The sequence below is a fragment of the Pseudanabaena cinerea FACHB-1277 genome, assembly GCF_014696345.1.
GTDB lineage: Bacteria > Cyanobacteriota > Cyanobacteriia > Pseudanabaenales > Pseudanabaenaceae > Pseudanabaena > Pseudanabaena cinerea.
Genome location: NZ_JACJPY010000055.1, coordinates 1 through 20,478, shown reverse-complemented (window position 1 = coordinate 20,478; position 20,478 = coordinate 1). Strand labels below are relative to the sequence as shown.

The window sequence follows — 20,478 nt, the reverse complement described above, 5'->3', positions numbered from 1 at the left end:
ATGGTGACTGTTGCTAAATATGGGCGGCGCGTTTATACGCTTCATCCAAAACTTCGCTAAGGGTGGGATGGGCGTGAACGATGGTGGCTAGTTTCTGCACAGTTTGCCGATCGCGAATTGCTGCTGAAGCCTCATGGATCAAGTCCGCCGCATGGATGCCGATGATATGTACACCCAACAGTTCGCCCGTATCTTCGCGGTAAATGATTTTAGCGAGTCCTTCCGTTTCACCTTCGGCGATCGCCTTAGAATTGCCCTTGAAGTAAGACTTAGTATTAGCCACCTTAAAACCTTCAGCAGATCCCTTTTCCTTTGCCTGTGGCTCGGTCAAACCGACAAAACTCACTTCAGGATGGGTAAAGGCTGCCGCAGGAATGCTTTGATAATCAACAGTGGCGGGGCGATCGCAGATATTTTCCACTGCCACAATCCCTTGTGCCGAGGCTGCGTGGGCTAACATCATTTTGCCAGTAGCATCGCCGATCGCCCATAGGTGCGGCACGGATGTCGCCATGCGATCGTCCACCTCAATGAATCCGCGCTGGTTGGGCGCAAGACCGACATTCTCTAAGCCCAAATCCTTAGTTAAAGGAATCCGACCCGTGGCGACTAAGCAAGCATCGACTTCTAGAACTTCCACAACTTTCTTAGTTTTGGCATCGGTGAGTTCAATCTTCACAGGTGAACCTGCGGTGATCTTGGTGGCAAATACACCTGTGCGGGTTTCGATGTCACGGGGTTTTAATAAAATGCGCTCCGCAATCTTAGCAATGTCTGGATCGAACCCAGGCATCAATACATCCAAAGCTTCGATCATCGTTACTTCTGAGCCTAGCGCCGTATAGACATCGGCAAATTCTAAACCGATGTAACCACTGCCGATAATCGCCACCCACTGCGGCAAGGTTTCCAGACGCACTGCTTGATCGCTGGTATAGACAGTTTTGCCATCGAGTTGCACACCACGGGGTACAAATGGCTCAGAACCCGTAGCCAGAATAATATCCTTGGCGGTATAGATTTTATTGCCAACGCTGACCTTCTGCTCACCAGCGATGCGTCCACGCCCTTCGAGAATATCTACGCCCAACCGCTTGAGGCTATTGGTCAAGTCGCCGCGCAACTTCAAAACCAGATTGTCGGCATGACTGGCGATCGCCCCACGATCAAAATTCACCTCACCCACCTCAATACCCAGCGCCTTGAGATGATGCTTGGCTCTCATTTCGCGCACCTTTCCCGAAGCCGCCAGCAGCGCTTTAGAGGGGATACAGCCACGGTTGACACAGGTTCCACCCATGACGTTATCTTCGACGATCGCGGTTTTTAGTCCACAGGCGATCGCATGGAGTGCCGCGCCATGTCCACCAACGCCTGCACCAATAATGATCAAGTCGTAATCAAATTTGTCCGACACCAATTTTTCTCCAGTAATATCGATCTATTATTTTGGCATCGTTTTGTTACTGTTTGTCAAAGCCAACAAAACCTAGAATCAGGGTGGCGGCACTTCGCGCCTATTCTAGGCATATAGTTTCTGGCTATAGCGATTTTCACCTTGTCCGTGCCAAGGTGAAGGCCGAAGACAAAAAATATGGATTTGATGGTTTGCACGCTGTCAGGGACAACTTGTAAACTTCGATAATTATTGATTAATTTTTATACTTCTCTCGTTCTAGCTCTGACTTAACGATGATGTACTCATCAAGAATTTGATTGATTTGCGAATCTAGATTTTGGTAATTTTGCTGACGCAGATTTGTTTCCAAGTCTCGGCATAAACTAGCTAAATTATCAGCACCAATCATGCCACTACTTGATTTAAATGAATGGGCTGTTCGTAGCATGACGGCAAAATCGTGAACAGCATTACTATGTTGAAGATCTTGAAGCAGCAATTTGCTATTTTCTAAATAACTATCGATCAGTTCGATCAAAAAGTCTTCATCTTCACCACCAATATCACTGGCGGCTTCATGGAGTGTATGGGCGTTAATGGCAGTAACGATGCCGCCGATAGCAGGGGCAATGATCGGTTGACATTCCCACAACACCCGCGTTAGTTCTTGATTGCGAATTGGCTTGCTGATGTAATCATCCATGCCCGCCCCCAAACAGGCTTCGCGATCGCCCTGCATAGCATTGGCAGTCATCGCCACAATGCGCGGACGATAACTAATTTTACCTGCTTGCCAAACTTGATAGATCTGTTTAGTCGCCTCAATGCCATCCATTTCAGGCATCTGCATATCCATGAATACTAAATCGTAGTTTTGTTGCCCAAGGGCGGCTAACACTTCCAACCCATTGGCAGCAACATCAGCCCGATAGCCCATTCTTTGGAGAATATGAATCGCCACCTTCTGATTGACCACATTATCTTCAGCAATCAAGATCCGTAACGGATGTTTTTTTGCCATGTATGGGTCAAAATCCTTACTATAGAAGTCATTACGGATGGTGGTGCTTATCCCCTTACGCAAAATAGCATCGGTCATCACTGTAAGATGATCATCGCTATAACGAAAACTGTCGAGAGGATCTGTCACATCAGATATAGGTGCGGTGATTGTGAAATAAAAGGTGGAGCCTTGGTTGGGATAACTCTCGACCCACATTGTGCCACCCATTAATTCGCAGAGACGCTTGCTAATGGCAAGACCTAAGCCTGTGCCACCATATTGACGTGTCGTTGAGGCATCGACTTGGCTAAAGGGTTGAAAGAGGCGATAGAGGCGATCGGTGGGGATACCGATGCCTGTGTCCTTGACCGCAAATTGAATCGTTCTTAGTATTTGGGTTTCTTCGCGGTGATCACTTAAGACACAGCGCCAATAGTGAGAAGCGAGTCTCTGGGTGATAGCGACATTAACAGAACCATGACTCGTAAATTTGATGGCATTACCGATCAGATTCGCCAAAATCTGGCGTACCCTTGCCATATCTCCCAACACCATCAAGTCGACATCGGGATGAATTAAATAGCTAAGATCGATGCCTTTATCTTTAGCTTTGACTGAAAGTAATTCGATTGTGTCTTCTAGACAAATACGCAGGTCAAAGGTCTGTTCCTCTAGCTCCATGCGCCCCGACTCAATTTTAGAGAAGTCTAAAATATCGTTAATAATCGTCAATAATGTATCCCCCGCATTGCGAGTGATTTCGACAAACTCCCGTTGCTCTTTGGTGAGGTTTGTGTCTAAAAGTACGCCCGTCATACCGATGACAGCGTTCATGGGGGTGCGGATCTCGTGGCTCATGGTTGCCAGAAATTCACTCTTTGAGCGATTGGCAGCCTCGGCGATTAACTTCGCTTCTTCTAGTTCTGTATTTTGCTGGAGCAGTTGTTCGCGTTGGCGAGTTTCTTGGCTTAATAGGTGGGCTTGAGACAGCGCAATACTAACTTGGTTGGCGACATAATCGATTAGTTCTTTTTCTTCCTGTGACCATTCATGGAAACTAATGCAATGGTGCAGAAGAATAATGCCATTGGTTAGCCCATGGGAAGATGTGCGAATTGCTAAAAGCGATCGCAACTGCATTTTATAGAATAGTTCGCCAAATGCCTCAAGTTCATCTTCTTGATAGACATTTTGAATAGCGATCGCCTGATCCTGCCCAGCAATTTTTTGTCCAAAATCGCTATTTAGAAGCGGCATTTCGATATCTTTAACCGAAAAGATGCGATCGGCGAGATGCTCTGACATCAGCGATATATCAGGCTTGTCTGTATTGGCATGGGGATACTCAAACTTATAAATTAGACATCGGCTGACATGGAAAGCAGCTTGAATTTGGCGGGCAGCGGTCTGGAAAATGCGATCAATATCAAGGGTTTGCCTAATCTCATCGGTGATGCGGTTGAGAAGAACGGTTAAACGCATCTGTCGTTTGAGTTCCCTTTCGGCTTCTTTGCGGGTAGTGATATCATTTTGGATGCCGATAAAATGGGTAACTTGACCTTGAATATCTAGAATCGGTGAAATACTCAGTTCATTCCAAAATAGAGTGCCATCTTTGCGATAGTTCCGCAATGTAACAGTACAGTTTTTACCTGCACTGACAGCTTGACGCAAAATTTCCTTTTCCGTTTGATAAAGATCCTTGCCCTGTAAAAATCGGCAGTTTAGACCCATTACCTCCTTAACAGTATAGCCCGTAATGCTCTCAAAGGCTGGATTAGCATAGACAATTGGATTGTTGGGTAAGCGCCAATCAGTAATCACAATGCCATTGTTGCTGGCGGCGATCGCCCGTTCTTGCAGTAAGAGTGTCTCCTCCGCCTTTTTGCGATCGGTAATGTCAAAACGAATTGCTAGATATTGCACTGGCATTCCCTGTTCATTGAGAAGCGGCGTAATTGTGCTATCTGTCCAGTAAAAACTGCCATCCTTACGTTGATTGCGAACTTCTCCCCGCCAAACCTTGCCTTTAGAAATAGTTTGCCAAAGATTAGCAAAAAACTCATGGGAATGTAGCCCTGAATTTAAAAGCTTATGCGTTTTCCCCAAAATATCCGACTCCTCATAGCCCGATATTTCACAAAATTTACTATTGGCATAGGTAATATGACCACTTAAATCAGTAACCGCCACGATCGCCGACTGATCAAGGGCAAATTTTTGAAAAGCTAACTCGCGTAACGTATTATGCAAATCCTGTTCAGATTGCTTACGCTTGGTTAGGTCGCTACTAATGCCCACAAACCCTGAAATCTCACCACATTCATTGCGTAAAGCCGATATCGATAGCATCACAGGGAAAGTAGAACCATCCTTACGCACATATGTCCATTCCCGTTCTTCTATCTCCCCCAAGACAGCCTTAGCAACAAACACCTCAAAGCCCAATGCAATTTCTCTTCCCAATTCTTGACTAAGGGCGATCGCCCTATACTGAATTTCACGAACATCATGGATAATAACAGGTGAAAGTTTGCCGACTACTTCATCGGCACGGTATCCCAACCAACGCTCGGCGGTGGCATTGAAAGTACAAATAGTACCATCGAGATCCGTGGCAATAATTGCATAATTGGCACTGTCAAGAATTGCTTGATGCAGTCTTTGGGATGCAACTATGTCATTATCGAGATGAGGCTTTGCGTTTTTTTTTGCCACTACCTTTTCCCTCCGAGGTTTAGCAATTGCTTTTGTCTTACTAAGTCTTGACTGCCCTGAAAAAACAGGTGGTTCACGGCTAGGGAAAATGCTCATAATTTTGATAAAGACTAAACTCGATCTTGCAAAGATCTAACCTCATTCCTCAGCATTCCCCCCAGCACGAGAGCATCGGAGCAGTAGAAATGATCTTACACTGATTCAATTTTAACAGAGTTGTTTAACAAACTTAAATCCCCAATCCCCAATCCCCAATGAGTCTCTCCGATACGATCGCTGCCATTGCCACCGCCATTTCCCCACAACAGGGCAGTGTCGGTATTGTACGGTTATCTGGCGATCGCGCCGTGGCGATCGCTAAAACCATCTTTAAAACTAGCAAGCGCCAAAAATGGCAGAGCCATCGCCTGCTTTACGGCTATGTGCGCGATCCTAAAACCGATTGCCTCATTGATGAATGTTTGCTATTGCTCATGAAAGCGCCGCGATCATTTACCCGCGAGGATGTGGTGGAGTTGCATTGTCATGGCGGCATCATGGCGGTGCAGCAGGTGCTAAACCTTTGTCTAGAGCAGGGGGCAAGGTTGGCAGAGGCGGGGGAATTTAGTCTGCGTGCCTTTTTGCATGGCAGGATCGATCTCACACAGGCGGAAAGCATTCACGATCTAGTGGGCGCAAAGTCACCACAGGCGGCACAGGCAGCGATCGCCTCTTTGCGCGGCAAGCTGGCGCAGTCTTTGAAATATTTGCGTGGTAAATGTTTGCATATTTTGACGGAAATCGAAGCTAGGATCGACTTTGAGGAGGACTTGCCGCCCCTTGATCTAGGTTGGTTGCAGTCAGAACTGGAGGCAGTGGCGGCGGAATCCCAAAAAATTCTGGCAACTGCCGATCGCGGTGAGTTATTACGCATGGGGCTGAAGGTGGCGATCGTCGGGCGGCCAAATGTGGGTAAGTCAAGTTTGTTGAATGCTTGGAGTCGTAGCGATCGGGCGATCGTCACGGATTTGCCAGGCACAACCCGCGATGTGGTTGATTCGCAGTTGGTGGTGGGCGGCATTCCCATTCAGGTGCTAGATACGGCGGGGATTAGGGAAACGGAAGATATTGTGGAGCAAATTGGCGTGGCGCGATCGCGGCAGGCGGCGCTGTCTGCGGATTTGGTGTTGATGGTAATCGATGGGTTAGTGGGTTGGACGGAACGGGATTTGGAGATTTTTGAACTGGTGCGCGATCGCCCTGTGATTTTGGTGGTAAATAAGATGGATTTGGTGAATTACGAATTACGAATTACGAATTACGAATTACGAATTATGAATTATGGATTGGGGCAGTTGCCGATTGTGCCGATGGCGGCGGCGTTAAATCAGGGGCTTGAGGATTTGGAGGCGAAAATTTTGCAGGTGATTCACCAAGAGGCGATCGCGGCGGCGGATTTGGATGTGGCGATCAATCAACGGCAGAAGGCTTGTTTGCTGCGGGTGGTGCAGGCGCTGGCTAATGTGCAGATTGCCATTGCCGATCAACTGCCCCTTGATTTTTGGACGATCGATTTGCGGGCGGCGATCGCGGCGATCGGTGAAATTACAGGTGAAGAAGTAACCGAGTCTGTTTTAGATCAAATATTTAGCAGATTTTGTATTGGTAAGTGAAACTAACATCGGCTGCCCTGTCCGATGGGTATCCACAGCCAATAGCTACTAGCTAACGCCCACGGGATTTTTAAAAATCCTTAGAAAATTTCCAAAAAGTACTTGCCTAAACACATAAATTTGTAATAACATATATTTCCGATGAATGGCGAGCGTAGCCAAGTGGTTAAGGCAGAGGTTTGTGGTTCCTCCACTCGTGGGTTCAATTCCCATCGTTCGCCCTTAAATAGAACTGACAAGAAGGGATTGCTGAAAAGGCAGTCCTTTTTTGGTTTGGGGTTTATTATACAGAATACAAAAAAGCGGCTGTAAATTTATGGTTAGAGCAGTTATAAGGTTTTGGGCGATCGCGCTGACGATGCTCTTAGTTGTTTTAGGATTACATAGCTTGTCTTTGCAAGCCTCTAGCCGCGATGGTAAGGCGATCGAGATTGCGGTTTCAGCACCCCTAAGCGGTGATGGCGCTAGTGGCGGTCAAGAAATTGTCGATAGCATCAAACTCTATGTTGATGCGACTAATCGAGATGGGGGGATCAATGGTCGTCAGCTTAAATTAAATGTTTATGACGACAAGGGCAATGCGGCTGGGGCAACTCAAGTTGCTAATGACATCGCCAAAAGCAAAGCTATTGTGGTTTTAGGACATCGCTCGTCCGATGCTTCAATCGCGGCGGGGAACATTTACCAAGAACAGAAATTACCAGCGATTACGGGAACTGCCAATAATCCTAAAGTTACAAGCGATCGCCCCTACTATTTTCGACTAATTTATACCAATCCAGCCCTTGCCAAGACCCTATCTCTCTATGCCCAGCAGGTATTGCAATTTAAGACTGCCAGTGTAATCTATGACAAAGCAAGTAAAAATGAACAAGCCCAGTCAGAAGTAATTAAGTCTGCCTTTGAAGCCAATGGTAATGGCAAGATTCAGAAAATTTGGGCGATCGATTCTGACCCTAACAATCGCAAAGCTTCGGTACAGCAAATTGTGAATGAAATTGCGGCGGAGCCTGAAGCGGGGATTTTGTTTTTGACCTTATCTAAAGAAGAGGTTGCCGAAGATTTTTTGGTTGCTTTGCGACAAAAGGGCGTGAAAAATGCAATTTTGGGTGAGCAAGCTTTGGGGCGAGAAAATTTTGCCAAGCGCTTTGAAAAGTACGATGAAGAAAAGAAAAATGCAGGTTTCTTTACCGATGGAATGTATGTGCCATTGCCGATCCTGTTTGACAGTGCAGGAGCCGATGCTCAAGACTTCTTGACCGCCTATCAAAAGACCTATAACAAGACTCCTTCATACTTGGGCGCAAAGTTTTATGAAGTAGCGATCGCCGCCGTGGATGCAATTCGTAAAGCAAACCCCCAAGGGGCAGATGTGACCAGCGATCGCGAACAGGTGCGCCAGTCTTTGGCGGCACTAAATAGTCGCAAGGTAGGGATCAGGGGGTTAACGGGGTTGTTATATTTCAATAGCGATCGCAATAGTGATCAGCCCGTGCGCCTTGCCCAATTCCAAAATCAAAAGCTGATTTCGGCTTCTCAACAATTTACGCCGATCGCTAATCCTGAGCGATTGAATCTGCCCCAAGAAATCCAATCAGGCAGCATAGTCCAGTCTGGCGATCAATACTTTTGGCGGCAGCGCGTGGTTTACGCAGGTATGGATATTAATAGGCTCAATCGCATTGATAAATCCACCTTTACTGCCGATTTTTATGTTTGGTTCCTTTATAACGGTACTGATGAACCCACCGCAATTCAATTTCCTGATGCCGTCAGCAATAGCGTCAATCCAACTGCACCTGTATTTGACGGCAAAAACCCCATCAAGGCTCAGGTGGTCAATGGCTTAAACTATCGCCTCTATCGGGTGCGCGGCGAGTTCCGTAATGCCTTCGATTTTCGTGATTATCCCTTTGATTCCCAAAGATTAAATTTACGCTTTGATAATCCCAATTTATCAACGGAGCGACTAGTCTATGCGATCGACAAGGTGGGCTTAAAACTGCCCCGACCTGAAGCCGAAGAGCGCAAGCCATTTCAAGGGCTGCAACTCTGGAATTTTAAAAGTATCACCTATTTTCAAGATTCCTCACGCAGCACCTCCACCCAAGGCGATCCTGATTTGATACAGTCCAATGCTCAAATTGAATACCCAGGATTGAGCATTCGCATGACCTTCCAGCGTAAAACCTTAGTATTTCTGTCTAAGAATGGTTTACCTCTGATTTTGCTGTCGATTTTAACCTATTGCTGCCTGTTCTTTCCTTACACGATGTTTGTGCCGCGCACGATGGCTCCTGCCTCAGCATTACTATCAGGAATTGTGTTATTACTCTCCTTTAACAACCAACTTCCTGAAGTTGGCTATACCGTTGCAATGGAATATATATTCTATGTTTACTTCTGTTTGTGTCTATTGCCAATTTTGGTGACAGCGATCGGGACAAAACTAGAGAAAGATGGACATAAACGTGCCTTTCGATATCTAAATATCGCTTCGTGGATTGTCTATCCATTGATTGTGATGATTACGGTTTTAACCTTTGCGATTAGCTATAGCGATCGTCTAGTTTAAATAAATTAGGACTTACGCATTGGGTGATGTGGTAGCAGGCTTCGCCCACAAACACATCTACCCCATCCTATAACTCATGAGTTAATTAAAAACTAGCTGGTTATTCTCAACATCAATCTGAATAACTTGCCCTTCCATAATTGTCCCTTCAAGGATTTTATTGGCGATGGGATTCTCGATTTCCCTTTGAATTGCTCGCTTGAGGGGACGCGCACCATAGGCAGGGTCATAACCAATATTAGCAATCACATTTTTAGCGGCTTCACTGAGTTGTAATGAGATCTTGCGATCGCTTAATCTATTCTCAATCCGTTTAATTTGCAATTCAGCAATTGAGCGAATCTCATGGCGGCGCAGGGCATGGAAGATCACCGTTTCATCGATACGATTGAGAAATTCAGGACGGAAATGCTTCCGCAGGATTTCTAGTACCCGATCGCGCATTTCGTCATATTTGGAATCGCCATCTATATCTGTCGGCAAATCTTTAGACACCTCGAGAATGCGATCGCTGCCAATATTACTAGTCATGATGATTACGGTATTTTTGCAATCTACCAAACGCCCTTGGCTGTCGGTAATCCTGCCATCATCTAGCACCTGCAAGAGAATATTAAATACATCGGGATGCGCCTTTTCCACTTCATCAAAGAGAACCACAGAATAAGGATGGCGGCGCACGGCTTCGGAAAATTGACCGCCTTCTTCATAGCCGACATAACCAGGGGGCGCACCAATTAGCCGCGATACGGAATGTTTTTCCATATATTCCGACATATCGATGCGAATCATGGAACTGTCGGTATCAAATAGGAAGCCAGCAAGGGCGCGAGCTAATTCAGTTTTGCCAACGCCTGTGGGACCTAAAAACAAAAAAGAACCGATGGGACGGTTGGGATCGTTCATACCTGCACGGGCGCGGCGGATCGCTGAAGCCACGGAACTGACGGCTTCGGACTGTCCAATGACGCGATCGTGGAGATGGGTTTCGAGGGTCAGCAGTTTTTGCCGTTCCGATAGCAATAGTTTATTGAGGGGAATGCCTGTCCAGCGAGCCACAATTTCGGCAATGTCATCCTCTGTCACCTGTTCCCGAAAGAGAGAGCCATCGGCTCTTGCACGGCTAATTTCCAATTCAACGGCATCTAAATTCTTTTCCAATTCCGTCAGTTTGCCATACTTGAGCTTAGCCGCTTGATCGATGAAATATTCCCGTTCCGCTTGTTCAATTTGCAACTTAGTTTGATCGATCTGCTCCTTCAGCGATCGCCAGTCAGCGATCGTATCTTTCTCTTGTTGCCAACGCTCATTGAGGCTGCTAAATCTCTGATTGAGTTGATTGATTTCTAGATCAATGCGATCAAGACGATCCTGCACAGCATTAATGCTTTTGGTTTTATAAATCACCTTACCATCAGCCTCCACCCGTTCCACTTGCGCCGAATCCTTTTCCTTTTGCAAAGAAAATCTTTCCATTTCCAACTGTCTGAGGCGGCGATCGATCTCATCTAGTTCCAATGGGCGCGAATCCATTTCCATTTTTAATTTGGCGGCAGACTCATCCACTAGGTCGATCGCCTTGTCTGGTAAAAAGCGATCGGTGATATAGCGATTGGAAAGGGTCGCCGCCGCCACTAATGCCGAATCGGAAATATCGACACCATGATGCACTTCATATCTTTCCTTCAATCCACGCAAAATGGAAATCGTATCTTCTACCGTTGGTTGCTCGATTAGAACCTGTTGGAATCGTCTTTCGAGAGCCGCATCTTTCTCAATATACTGGCGATATTCATCCAAAGTAGTCGCGCCAATACAGCGCAATTCGCCCCTAGCCAACATTGGTTTAAGAATATTTCCTGCATCCATCGCCCCCTGTTGGGTTGCACCAGCCCCCACCACCGTATGCAGCTCATCGATAAATAGCACAATTTTGCCGTCAGAATTGAGAACTTCCTTTAAAACTGCCTTCAGCCGATCCTCAAATTCACCACGATACTTTGCCCCTGCAATCAAAGAACCCATATCTAAACTGATAATCGTGCGATCCTTAAGGGATTCAGGCACATCACCGCGAATAATACGCTGTGCCAATCCCTCAGCGATCGCGGTTTTGCCCACCCCTGGTTCGCCAATCAGCACAGGATTATTTTTTGTGCGCCGCGACAATACCTGCACCACCCGCCGAATTTCATCATCGCGCCCAATTACAGGATCGAGTTTGCCATCCTTGGCTTGCAGCGTCAAATCCCGACCATACTTTTCCAGTGCCGCATATTTGGCTTCAGGATTTTGATCGGTAATCGTCTGACTGCCCCGCACTGCCTTAATCGCGGCTTCTAGTTTGGCACGATCGATCGCCAAATCACGATAGAGCCGCTTGCCGAGGCGATCGTCATCGGCTAAACCCATGAGTAGATGCTCGATCGCCATGAACTCGTCCCCAAAAGCCTTGCGGCTCTCATCAGCCCGATCTAGCCATATTTCCAGATTGCGCCCCAGATATAACTGTTCTGGACTTGCCACCCTCGCCTGTCGCCGCAAAAATTCCTCCACCTGTCGCCGCGCCCTTGCCATCGGCACTGCCAGCGCTGTAAAAATGGTCGTGGTCAACCCCTCTTCCTGCTCCAATAGCGCCATTAGCAAATGTTCAACTTCGAGTTGCTGATGTTGCGATCGCCTTGCGACTTCCTGCGACTTGACGATCGCTTCCCATGCTTTTTCGGTAAATTTTTTCGGATCGGTTGGTTGCATTGACTTTGGTTACAGCAGAATTGAGGATTGGTGGCTAAGGTTAGTTAAGATAAGTTTACATTATCGTTACAAACGATTAAACCTTAGAACCCGTTTAAGAATTATTTTGTGCTGTCAAAAGCCCTAAGAGATCCGCCTCAATCCCCCTTGTAAAGGGGGAAGAAGAAAATTCTCCCCTCTTTACAAGGGAGGTTGGGGGGGATCTAAACCTTGAATTTCTCCCCATTATTACCATTATATTTTTTAGTCTTCCTAAATCATGGTGCGATATTTACCCCTAGTTGTGGGCTTTATTGGTGGCATTGGCATATTAGCCAATCGTCTAGTCACGTTAAACCTCACGCCCAGCCAAGCGCGGGCTGACGCATTGGGCATTTTGTTGAGTGCTGTGCTGATTTTGATCGGCTTGCTCTGGCAACAATTTCAGCCCAAACCCCCTGAAGCCGTGGATTTAATTGGCGAAACAGGTTTGGCGATCGCCGATGATCTGCCCGAAGCCGTTAAAACTGAGCTTGCTTGGGCTTCCCATATATTGCTAACCAACACTGTCACCAAAGCGATCGCCATCTATTATGATCGCCAAACCATATTGCGGCGCGGCATCCTCGGCAAAAATCCTGAAGTGCATTTAGGGGCGATCGGCGATCGGGTGATCAAAACCCAAAAGCCAGTTTATCTAGTGAAACTAGAGCTTTACCCTGGGCGGCTAGAGTTTGATTATCTGCCCGAAAATACCCAAGGGGTAATTGTGCAACCTTTGGGCGCAAAGGGGATCATGGTTTTAGGGGCAAATATTCCCCGCAGCTACACCAAACAAGATGAAAATTGGGTTGCGGCGATCGCTGACAAATTGACCCACAGCCTTGAGAAAGTCGCCTAGTTTAAGATTTGCTGTAGAATCAAGATCGCCAATATCGCAAATATTTGTTTGTGATTCTAAACTTCATTCTTGATCCACTGTGCAATCTGATAATTCACCTCCCTCTGACTACTTAGAAAGAATTCTCAAAGCTCGCGTCTATGACGTTGCCCAAGAATCATCCCTAGAGATCGCCCCTAACCTATCCGCAAGATTAGATAATACTTTGCTGCTCAAAAGAGAAGATATGCAGTCGGTATTCTCTTTCAAATTGCGCGGAGCCTATAACAAAATGGCACAACTTGCCCCCGATCTCTTGGTAAAGGGAGTGATCGCAGCATCCGCAGGCAATCATGCTCAAGGGGTTGCCCTCAGCGCCAGTCAGTTGGGAACCAAGGCAATTATTGTCATGCCTGTAACTACGCCTATGGTGAAAGTGAATGCGGTAAAAATGCGCGGTGGTGAAGTGGTTCTCTATGGCGACACCTATGATGATGCCTATGCCCATGCACGACAATTGGAAAAAGAGAAAGGACTAACCTTTATCCATCCCTTTGACGATCCCGATGTGATTGCAGGACAGGGAACCATTGGCATGGAAATTTTGCGCCAATATCAGAAGCCGATCCATGCCATATTCGTGGCGATCGGTGGTGGTGGTTTGATTTCAGGCGTAGCTGCCTATGTAAAACGCCTGCGTCCTGAGATTAAAATCATTGGTGTGGAGCCTGTGGATTCCGATGGAATGCGTCAATCTTTGCAAGCGGGGCATCGGGTGCGCCTAGAGCAGGTGGGGCTGTTTGCCGATGGGGTGGCGGTGCGGGAGGTGGGGGCAGAAACCTTTCGCCTCTGTCAGCAATATGTGGATGAGATTATTTTGGTGGATACCGATGACACCTGCGCGGCGATCAAAGATGTATTTGAAGATACGCGCTCAATTTTGGAACCTGCGGGAGCATTGGCGATCGCTGGCGCAAAGGCATATGTAGATCGCGAAGGTATTACAGGGCAAACCCTCGTGGCGATCGCCTGTGGAGCCAATATGAACTTTGATCGGTTGCGCTTTGTTGCCGAACGGGCGGAACTAGGAGAACATCGCGAAGCCATTTTTGCGGTGACAATTCCCGAACAGGCAGGGAGTTTACGCAAGTTTTGCGAACTATTGGGCAAGCGCAATCTCACGGAATTTAGCTATCGCATTGCCGATCAAGCGATCGCCCATATTTTCATCGGCGTACAAATTCTCAATCGCACCGATGCGGCGAATCTATCTAAGAACTTTGGCGAGAATAATTTTACAGCGATCGAATTAACCGATGATGAACTCACAAAACTACATTTGCGGCATATGGTGGGTGGGCGATCGCCCCTTGCCGATCATGAACTGCTCTATCGTTTTGAGTTCCCTGAGCGTCCAGGAGCCTTAATGAAGTTTGTCGGCTCCATGAGTCCCAATTGGAATATCAGCCTCTTCCATTATCGCAATAATGGCGCAGACTATGGGCGCATCGTTGTCGGTGTGCAAGTGCCACCGCTAGAAATGAAGGAATGGCAAGCCTTTCTCGATACCCTCGGCTATCGCTATTGGGATGAAAGCCAGAACCCTGCTTATAAATTGTTTTTAGGATAGAGTGACTGACTTGAATTGATTAATGTGCATTTTTGAAGTGTGAATGGAGTATGATTAGCACCTATGGATAGAAGAAGATTTTTAATTGGTGGTGGAGTGGCGATCGCCACTTTGGGCGGATGCCAATGGGCAAATCCCTTTGATCAACGCGATCGCCTTAAGGTGTTAGGACTGTTGGGGGCGATTCCACCCAAGGTAATTGAGCAGTTTCCCCAAAGCTTTAAGCGCAAGGTAGAATTTAAAGCCGAACAACTACCATCAAAGCTATGGCAAGAGTTGCAAAGTTTTCGGGATGTGGTCAAAGAGGGTAAAAGCGACAAAATTGCTAACATTCCCGCCATCGTTAGCCTCAGTGATGGTTGGCTCGATCAAGCGATCGCCCAGTCCTTGATCCAACCCATTACCCCTGATTTGCTAACCAAAATCCCGCAATGGCAAAGCCTATCGACCCAATGGCGCGAATTTGTGAGCCGTGACTCTGGCAATGGCTTACAGGTTTGGGGCTTGCCTTACCGTTGGGGTGCAACAGCGATCGCCTATCGCAGTGACAAATTAAAGTTTGAGATCAAGCAATGGGCGGATCTATGGCGACCTGAACTAAAGCGGAAAATTACATTACCAGACGATGCCCGTGAAGTAATCGGGCTGACCCTCAAGAAAATTGGGCAATCCTATCAGCAAGATTTAAAACAAGCTTCTAACTTCGCCTCCCTTAGCCAAGAGCTGAAAAGCTTAAACGATCAAGTCCTGACTTACAACTCTGATGCTTATCTGCAATCCCTTTTGGCTGACGATACCATTGCGGCGGTCGGTTGGACAAGTGATATGTTTAGGGCTAAGCGGCTAAATCCTGAAATCAAAATTGTGATTCCCCAAGAGGGAACGGCGCTATGGGCAGATATGTGGGTGATCCCACAGGGGATCACTGCCGATGAGCAGGCGATCGCCGCCGCATGGATGGATTTCACCATTAGCCCCGCGATCGCCGCTCAAGTGACCGCCCTCACCGATGCCGTCAGCACCTCTAGCAACCTCGATCAAGTCCCCGCCAGCGTCAAGGCAGACCAGATCAAGTTTTTTGCTCCCGAAATATTTGCCAAAAGTGAACTGATTTCGCCATTGTCTGCCAGTGCTGTCACCACCTATCAAGAGTTATGGTCAAAGATGCGATCGGGCAATCTCTAGATGCAGTTAAGATTCCCGACTTTTTCTTGTCAATCATCGATCAGTTCTGCTAGACATACAAAAAATCGGGGATCTGGGCATTTAAGAGGATTTATACCAATTCGCCAAATAGATCGTAATGGTCAGCCGCCGTAATTTTTACAGGGAAAAGCTTGCCGAGGGTGGCTTTATTTTGGGGATCGCGTAAATAAACTACCCCATCCACATCGGGGGCAAATCTTGCTGATCGCCCAATTAATTCTCCCGTTGCAGGATTTTCCTGCTCGATTAAGACATCGACCACCTTACCCACCTCTTGCTGATTTTTACGATAGGAAATTTCCTGTTGTGCCGCCATAATGCGATCGCGGCGTTCTTGCTTGACCTCCTCAGGCAACTGATCAGGCAGATCAAAGGCGGGTGTCCCCTCTTCTGCCGAAAAAGTGAAAACGCCCACATGGTCAAACTCATGGCGCTGCACAAATTCTAACAAATGCTCAAAATGCGCCTCTGTCTCCCCAGGAAAGCCAACAATGAAAGTTGTCCGCGCTACGGCATTCGGCAGCGCTGCCTTAATCTGCTCCATGATTTTGTCATTGATCCTGCCTTGCCAAGGACGGTTCATGGCGCGTAATACATCAGGATGGGAATGCTGAAGTGGCAGATCTAGATAGGGCAGCACATTGGGCGTGGACTTCATGGCATTGATCACCTTGGGGGTTAGCCCCGTGGGATAGGCATAGTGCATCCTGATCCAAGGCACATCCACCTGACCAAGAGCCGTTAACAGTTCCGCAAGGCGCGGCTGTCCATAAATATCCAGCCCGTAATTGGTGGTAATTTGCGAGATTAAAATAATTTCCTTGACCCCTTCACTGGCTAGGCGATCGCATTCGGTGACGATGGACTCAATGGAGCGCGATCGCTGATCGCCTCGTAGGTGGGGAATAATGCAAAAGGCACAGCGATAGTCACAGCCCTCAGCCACGCGCACATAGGCAACCGCCTCATTGGTGGTGCGATAGCGCGGCACGGTTTCATCGGCAATATAGGTGGGCGTATTTGTGACCGCATTCACCCGTTCCCCCGTTTCAGCACGGGTGATCACCTCTACAATTTTGTGATAGTCACCAGTGCCGACTAATGCCACGGCTTCAGGAATTTCATCTAATAGCTCCTGCTGAAAATGTTGTGCCATGCAGCCAGCAATTACAATGCGCTTGCCCATTTCCGCTAATTCCACAAGGGCGCGGACTGACTCACGGCGAGCCTCTTCAATGAAGCTACAGGTATTGACAATCACATAATCCGCTAATTCTTCATTGCTATCTACCTGATAGCCAGCCTGCACCAGCAGTCCGAGCATATGTTCTGTATCGACGCGGTTCTTTTCACAACCCAAATGAGAGAAAGCGATCGTGGGTTTGACAGGTTGAACCAAATTGACCATGTTAGTTATGAAACGACTTAGTGTGTATATAAACTATTGTATGTAAATTCTCATGCCAACGCGATCAATCTGTTCTTTGAGCTTGGGTTCGGCGATCGCTGCGTAATACACCACATCAAAAAAATAGGGTAATGGCTTTTCTTCATTGAGACAATCAGCAAATCGAGCGGTAATTTCATAGGTTAGGCGATCGCCCTTGATCGCCAAATCCACATATGACCCTGTTTTATAATTGCCCTTTGCCCGTGAACCAAACAAGATTACTTCCGTAATTTCAGGGAATTATCGAATCGCTTCGTTGATATAAACAAAATCCCGCTCAATTAATCCATATTTCATATCTATTGTTGATGGTTAGCTAAATAGATTCACAAAATCAGTAGCTTTTGCGATCGCAATACTTTGATAGTTGATAAGAGATAAAAGATGCCTGTCTCCCGTAATCACATGGGTTGCCTGACCCAGAACAGCACATTCAATCACCATATCATCATCGGGATCGTTGGGAACTGCTTTGAGTGTTCTAGAAATTTCAACTAAACGAGAAAAACTAATAATTTCATCTAGAGCAGATTGGAGCTTTTCTTCGGAAAATTTAAATTTCAGCAATAGTTTCTCTGCGAACTCATCCATAATTTCTTGGCAAGTAACAGATTCTATCAGTCCAATTTTGGCTAAGGCTAAGGCTCGAAATGGGCTGCCAGTTTGCGAAAAAAGTGCGGAAAGTAAAATATTCGTGTCAAAAACAACAATATATTTCACAGCTTTTCATGCACAACAGCATCGATAAAATTTTCCTTTTCGTCTTCCGTCATTTTTTCCCAGTCATAACCGCGTTGCCTTGCCGCAAGTCTGACTTTATCAGCACCATAATTAGATAAATCTTGCCATTGTTGCCATTGCGAAATCAATAAAAATCTGAAAATCTCTGTTTTTTGCTCTTGAGGCAGTTGTTTGACCAGTTCGACAACTTGTTCGTTACTAAGTGTTAACATTGGCATTTTTGCGTTCTCCTAACCTGAATTCTAAGAAATGTTTTATACCTTACTCAGGGCTTGAGTTTTGGCAAGACGGACTAAATGTTCGATAAATTCATAATGCTGCCATAGGAGGCGATCTCTTTCGTTAAAACCTTGTGTACGATTTTTTTCTAATAGATTATCAATTTCTTGCTGGGCATCTGGTGCAAGGCGTAAATTTAGGACTTCTTGAGGGGATGGCAGTTTGGCTAAAAAGTGTAAAATTTCTGTTAATCCAGAAAACCCATTATTGGGATTAGCGTTCATTTCTCGCAGTCCTAACGCTAGTATTTGCGGCAGGTTATCCTGCACAGTGGTGGCGATATCGTCTGGTATGTCTAGGGTGATTTGCATAGTTTAGTAAGTGATTTCTAATGAATATGATAGTTTATTAGCAATTATTCCAAGCGAGTTCAAAGGTCATCTCAAAAAATTGAATCAATCCTGCTCTTTCTAATATGGAAAGCTGTTCTGTTTTGAGTGCGTCCTGCAATAAAAGAAATGCTCTCTCAAAGTCAGAAAATCGTTGTATCCATCGAATATCTTCTTCCATTGTTTTTCTTGATACTAAATTTATATAGAGTTTATTTTAGATATGATGCAGTTTAATAAAATTTAAATTTTTATCATTTTATTAATTTGTTGCTTAAAAATCATTTGAACTTTTTCAACAAGTTCAGGATCTCTTTCTTGAAAAGATGAGGCATAAACATTAGATTTTCTTTTTATCTTTACAAAAGATGGCATATGTCTAAGCTTAGTCTGTTTAGCAAAAACCAAATGTCTACTTTTAATTGATTCTTCTTTTTGACTATTTAAACTTTCAGTTATATTTACAAATTTACTTTCAAATGTACGAATGCTAATATGCTTATTTTGATCATATAAATATCTTAAGTTGTTTTCATTTTCTCTGGCATGAAATCCTATAATTGAATTTACATTCATCATTTGAAATGAATTTAAAATATTGATATCTATGACATTAGAAATATAAGTCACTAAATTTTTTTGTCCATACTTATATACTTTCGGATCATACAAACAGAGTGTCAGAGTTGGAGAAAGTGGTAAAAAGGCTTGAAAACCTCTTGCAGCTATACTTGTAATGGCTGGATGCTCTAAGTTTCGATAAAGCCAGTTATATGTAAAGACTGAATGATCAGAGATATAAAATTCCAGTTCAGTTTCGTTTACAACAAAATGAAAGTCTAAATCTCGAAAAATTATTGCATTTACACTTCCTTGAATTGTGCTAAAGGAAGCCACTTGACTTAAATCATAAATCTCAAAACGTCCATTACTTGCTTCTTCTGGATCAAACCCATTTAAACCTAGTAATTGTCTTACTATTGATTCAATATGGCTATTAAAAAATGAAAGTAACTCTTCTCTAGCTTCAACTGTACGAGATAAAAGTGACGAGATAAATCTAAGAAGAGTCAGTGGATCTTCGTTTACCATCTCAAAGTTTCCACTAACAATTTTGTCTATTATTATAGAAGCTGGAAATTCAATTTTTGTATCTATAAAGTTTTCAATTGAGTTGTCTTTATCATAAAAATAGTTTTGAGAAAAAACCTCTTTAACTGCCTGATTATATCTAACTTTAGATCTGGCAACATCAAAAACATTAATCTTCCATATTCCCTTATTTGCTTTCCAACCAAAATGCTTGAGAAGACATTGAGGAACGTAATGTTGATTTCTTGTCATTTTCTCATTAGCTTGTTTCTTTGAATCAGACACTTTAATGAATACTCCATCCACGAATTGCATTAACTTCACTTGCTAAAATCTCTTCGTCTCTATCTGAAACATCTTTTTCATTGGAAGCACCTAAACCAGCAATTGATAGTAAAAAACTGTTGTGGGGTTTCTCTGCTTTTGTTTCAACAGCCTTGTAGCGAAGATAGCCAATAAAACTGGCAAGCTCAGAGAAAGTACTCTCTGGCAAGTTGTCAATTAGCTCAATAACCTGTTGTCGCGTTGGAACTAAAGTATTCATAAGCAAATACGCAGAAGTGTTGAATCAGACATGAGGTTATCCCAAAAGTGGACACACTACTCCTGCAAAAAGCGTGATTTCAGCTTAATATCACTATCTTCCTAAACCAATGTACATAACTGATATTCTCACTCATGAATGCTTGTAAATACCTCAGTTTATCTAACATCTTACAGCCAAACTCTTTTGGTATCTCTACTAGCTCTAATAAAACATACGCTATTAAGCAAGTGTAGATTTGGATCGT

General features: G+C 45.2%; 16 protein-coding genes, 1 tRNA gene and 1 pseudogene. 6 read left to right on the top strand and 12 right to left on the bottom strand.

What is annotated here, in order from left to right:
* Positions 1-13 precede the first annotated feature (13 nt).
* The gene (gene lpdA, locus H6F44_RS15425) at positions 14-1,417 is read right to left on the bottom strand and encodes a dihydrolipoyl dehydrogenase (protein ID WP_190351920.1); all 1,404 of its coding nucleotides are present in this window, start codon (positions 1,415-1,417) and stop codon (positions 14-16) included.
* Between the two features lie 235 nt (positions 1,418-1,652).
* Complete coding sequence (locus H6F44_RS15420) at positions 1,653-5,120, bottom strand: PAS domain-containing hybrid sensor histidine kinase/response regulator (protein WP_190351919.1); 3,468 nt, start codon at positions 5,118-5,120, stop codon at positions 1,653-1,655.
* Positions 5,121-5,374: 254 nt separating this feature from the next.
* Between H6F44_RS15420 and mnmE the strand changes: the two genes are divergently transcribed.
* From mnmE to H6F44_RS15405, 3 genes are all read left to right on the top strand, one after another.
* Positions 5,375-6,772 carry a tRNA uridine-5-carboxymethylaminomethyl(34) synthesis GTPase MnmE gene (gene mnmE, locus H6F44_RS15415; RefSeq protein ID WP_190351918.1) on the top strand — a complete coding sequence of 466 codons (1,398 nt, stop codon included), beginning with the start codon at positions 5,375-5,377 and terminating at the stop codon, positions 6,770-6,772.
* Positions 6,773-6,920: 148 nt separating this feature from the next.
* Positions 6,921-6,993, top strand: a tRNA-His gene (locus H6F44_RS15410).
* Between the two features lie 95 nt (positions 6,994-7,088).
* Positions 7,089-9,347 carry an ABC transporter substrate-binding protein gene (locus tag H6F44_RS15405; protein ID WP_190351917.1) on the top strand — a complete coding sequence of 753 codons (2,259 nt, stop codon included), beginning with the start codon at positions 7,089-7,091 and terminating at the stop codon, positions 9,345-9,347.
* An 81-nt stretch (positions 9,348-9,428) separates the two neighbouring features.
* On the opposite strand, the gene clpB is transcribed toward H6F44_RS15405, so the two are convergent.
* On the bottom strand, positions 9,429-12,101 hold the full coding sequence (gene clpB, locus H6F44_RS15400) for an ATP-dependent chaperone ClpB (RefSeq protein ID WP_190351916.1): 2,673 nt from the start codon (positions 12,099-12,101) through the stop codon (positions 9,429-9,431).
* Positions 12,102-12,360: 259 nt separating this feature from the next.
* Here clpB and H6F44_RS15395 point away from each other — a divergent pair, with 259 nt between their 5' ends.
* The 3 genes from H6F44_RS15395 to H6F44_RS15385 all read left to right on the top strand — a co-directional run bounded on the left by H6F44_RS15395 (position 12,361) and on the right by H6F44_RS15385 (position 15,775).
* Positions 12,361-12,981, top strand: a complete 621-nt coding sequence (locus H6F44_RS15395; RefSeq protein WP_190351915.1) for a cofactor assembly of complex C subunit B — start codon at positions 12,361-12,363, stop codon at positions 12,979-12,981.
* A gap of 79 nt (positions 12,982-13,060) precedes the next feature.
* On the top strand, positions 13,061-14,590 hold the full coding sequence (gene ilvA / locus H6F44_RS15390; protein ID WP_190351914.1) for a threonine ammonia-lyase, biosynthetic: 1,530 nt from the start codon (positions 13,061-13,063) through the stop codon (positions 14,588-14,590).
* Between the two features lie 63 nt (positions 14,591-14,653).
* A complete protein-coding gene (locus H6F44_RS15385) occupies positions 14,654-15,775 on the top strand; it encodes an ABC transporter substrate-binding protein (RefSeq protein WP_190351913.1) in 1,122 nt (373 codons plus the stop codon).
* Between the two features lie 91 nt (positions 15,776-15,866).
* Here the strand turns inward: H6F44_RS15385 and rimO are convergent, their stop codons facing one another.
* The 9 genes and pseudogenes from rimO to H6F44_RS23245 all read right to left on the bottom strand — a co-directional run.
* Positions 15,867-17,204 (bottom strand): 30S ribosomal protein S12 methylthiotransferase RimO, encoded by a 1,338-nt coding sequence (gene rimO, locus H6F44_RS15380; RefSeq protein WP_190351912.1) that lies wholly within the window; start codon positions 17,202-17,204, stop codon positions 15,867-15,869.
* Positions 17,205-17,237: 33 nt separating this feature from the next.
* Positions 17,238-17,477 carry a nucleotidyltransferase family protein gene (locus H6F44_RS15375; protein WP_322096237.1) on the bottom strand — a complete coding sequence of 80 codons (240 nt, stop codon included), beginning with the start codon at positions 17,475-17,477 and terminating at the stop codon, positions 17,238-17,240.
* Between the two features lie 81 nt (positions 17,478-17,558).
* A complete protein-coding gene (locus H6F44_RS15370) occupies positions 17,559-17,966 on the bottom strand; it encodes a putative toxin-antitoxin system toxin component, PIN family (protein WP_190351911.1) in 408 nt (135 codons plus the stop codon).
* Positions 17,963-18,205 carry a hypothetical protein gene (locus H6F44_RS15365; RefSeq protein ID WP_190351910.1) on the bottom strand — a complete coding sequence of 81 codons (243 nt, stop codon included), beginning with the start codon at positions 18,203-18,205 and terminating at the stop codon, positions 17,963-17,965. Before H6F44_RS15365 ends, H6F44_RS15370 begins: the two co-directional genes overlap by 4 nt.
* Positions 18,206-18,241: 36 nt before the next feature.
* Entirely contained in the window at positions 18,242-18,577 is a 336-nt protein-coding gene (locus tag H6F44_RS15360; protein WP_190351909.1) for a hypothetical protein, read from the bottom strand.
* A 37-nt stretch (positions 18,578-18,614) separates the two neighbouring features.
* Positions 18,615-18,776 (bottom strand): nucleotidyltransferase substrate binding protein, encoded by a 162-nt coding sequence (locus H6F44_RS15355; protein WP_190351908.1) that lies wholly within the window; start codon positions 18,774-18,776, stop codon positions 18,615-18,617.
* Positions 18,777-18,838: 62 nt separating this feature from the next.
* Entirely contained in the window at positions 18,839-19,972 is a 1,134-nt protein-coding gene (locus H6F44_RS15350; RefSeq protein ID WP_190351907.1) for a DUF4238 domain-containing protein, read from the bottom strand.
* Between the two features lies 1 nt (position 19,973).
* Positions 19,974-20,231, bottom strand: a complete 258-nt coding sequence (locus H6F44_RS15345; RefSeq protein WP_190351906.1) for a hypothetical protein — start codon at positions 20,229-20,231, stop codon at positions 19,974-19,976.
* Between the two features lie 79 nt (positions 20,232-20,310).
* Positions 20,311-20,478, bottom strand: a pseudogene (locus H6F44_RS23245) (IS4 family transposase); the annotation flags it as partial.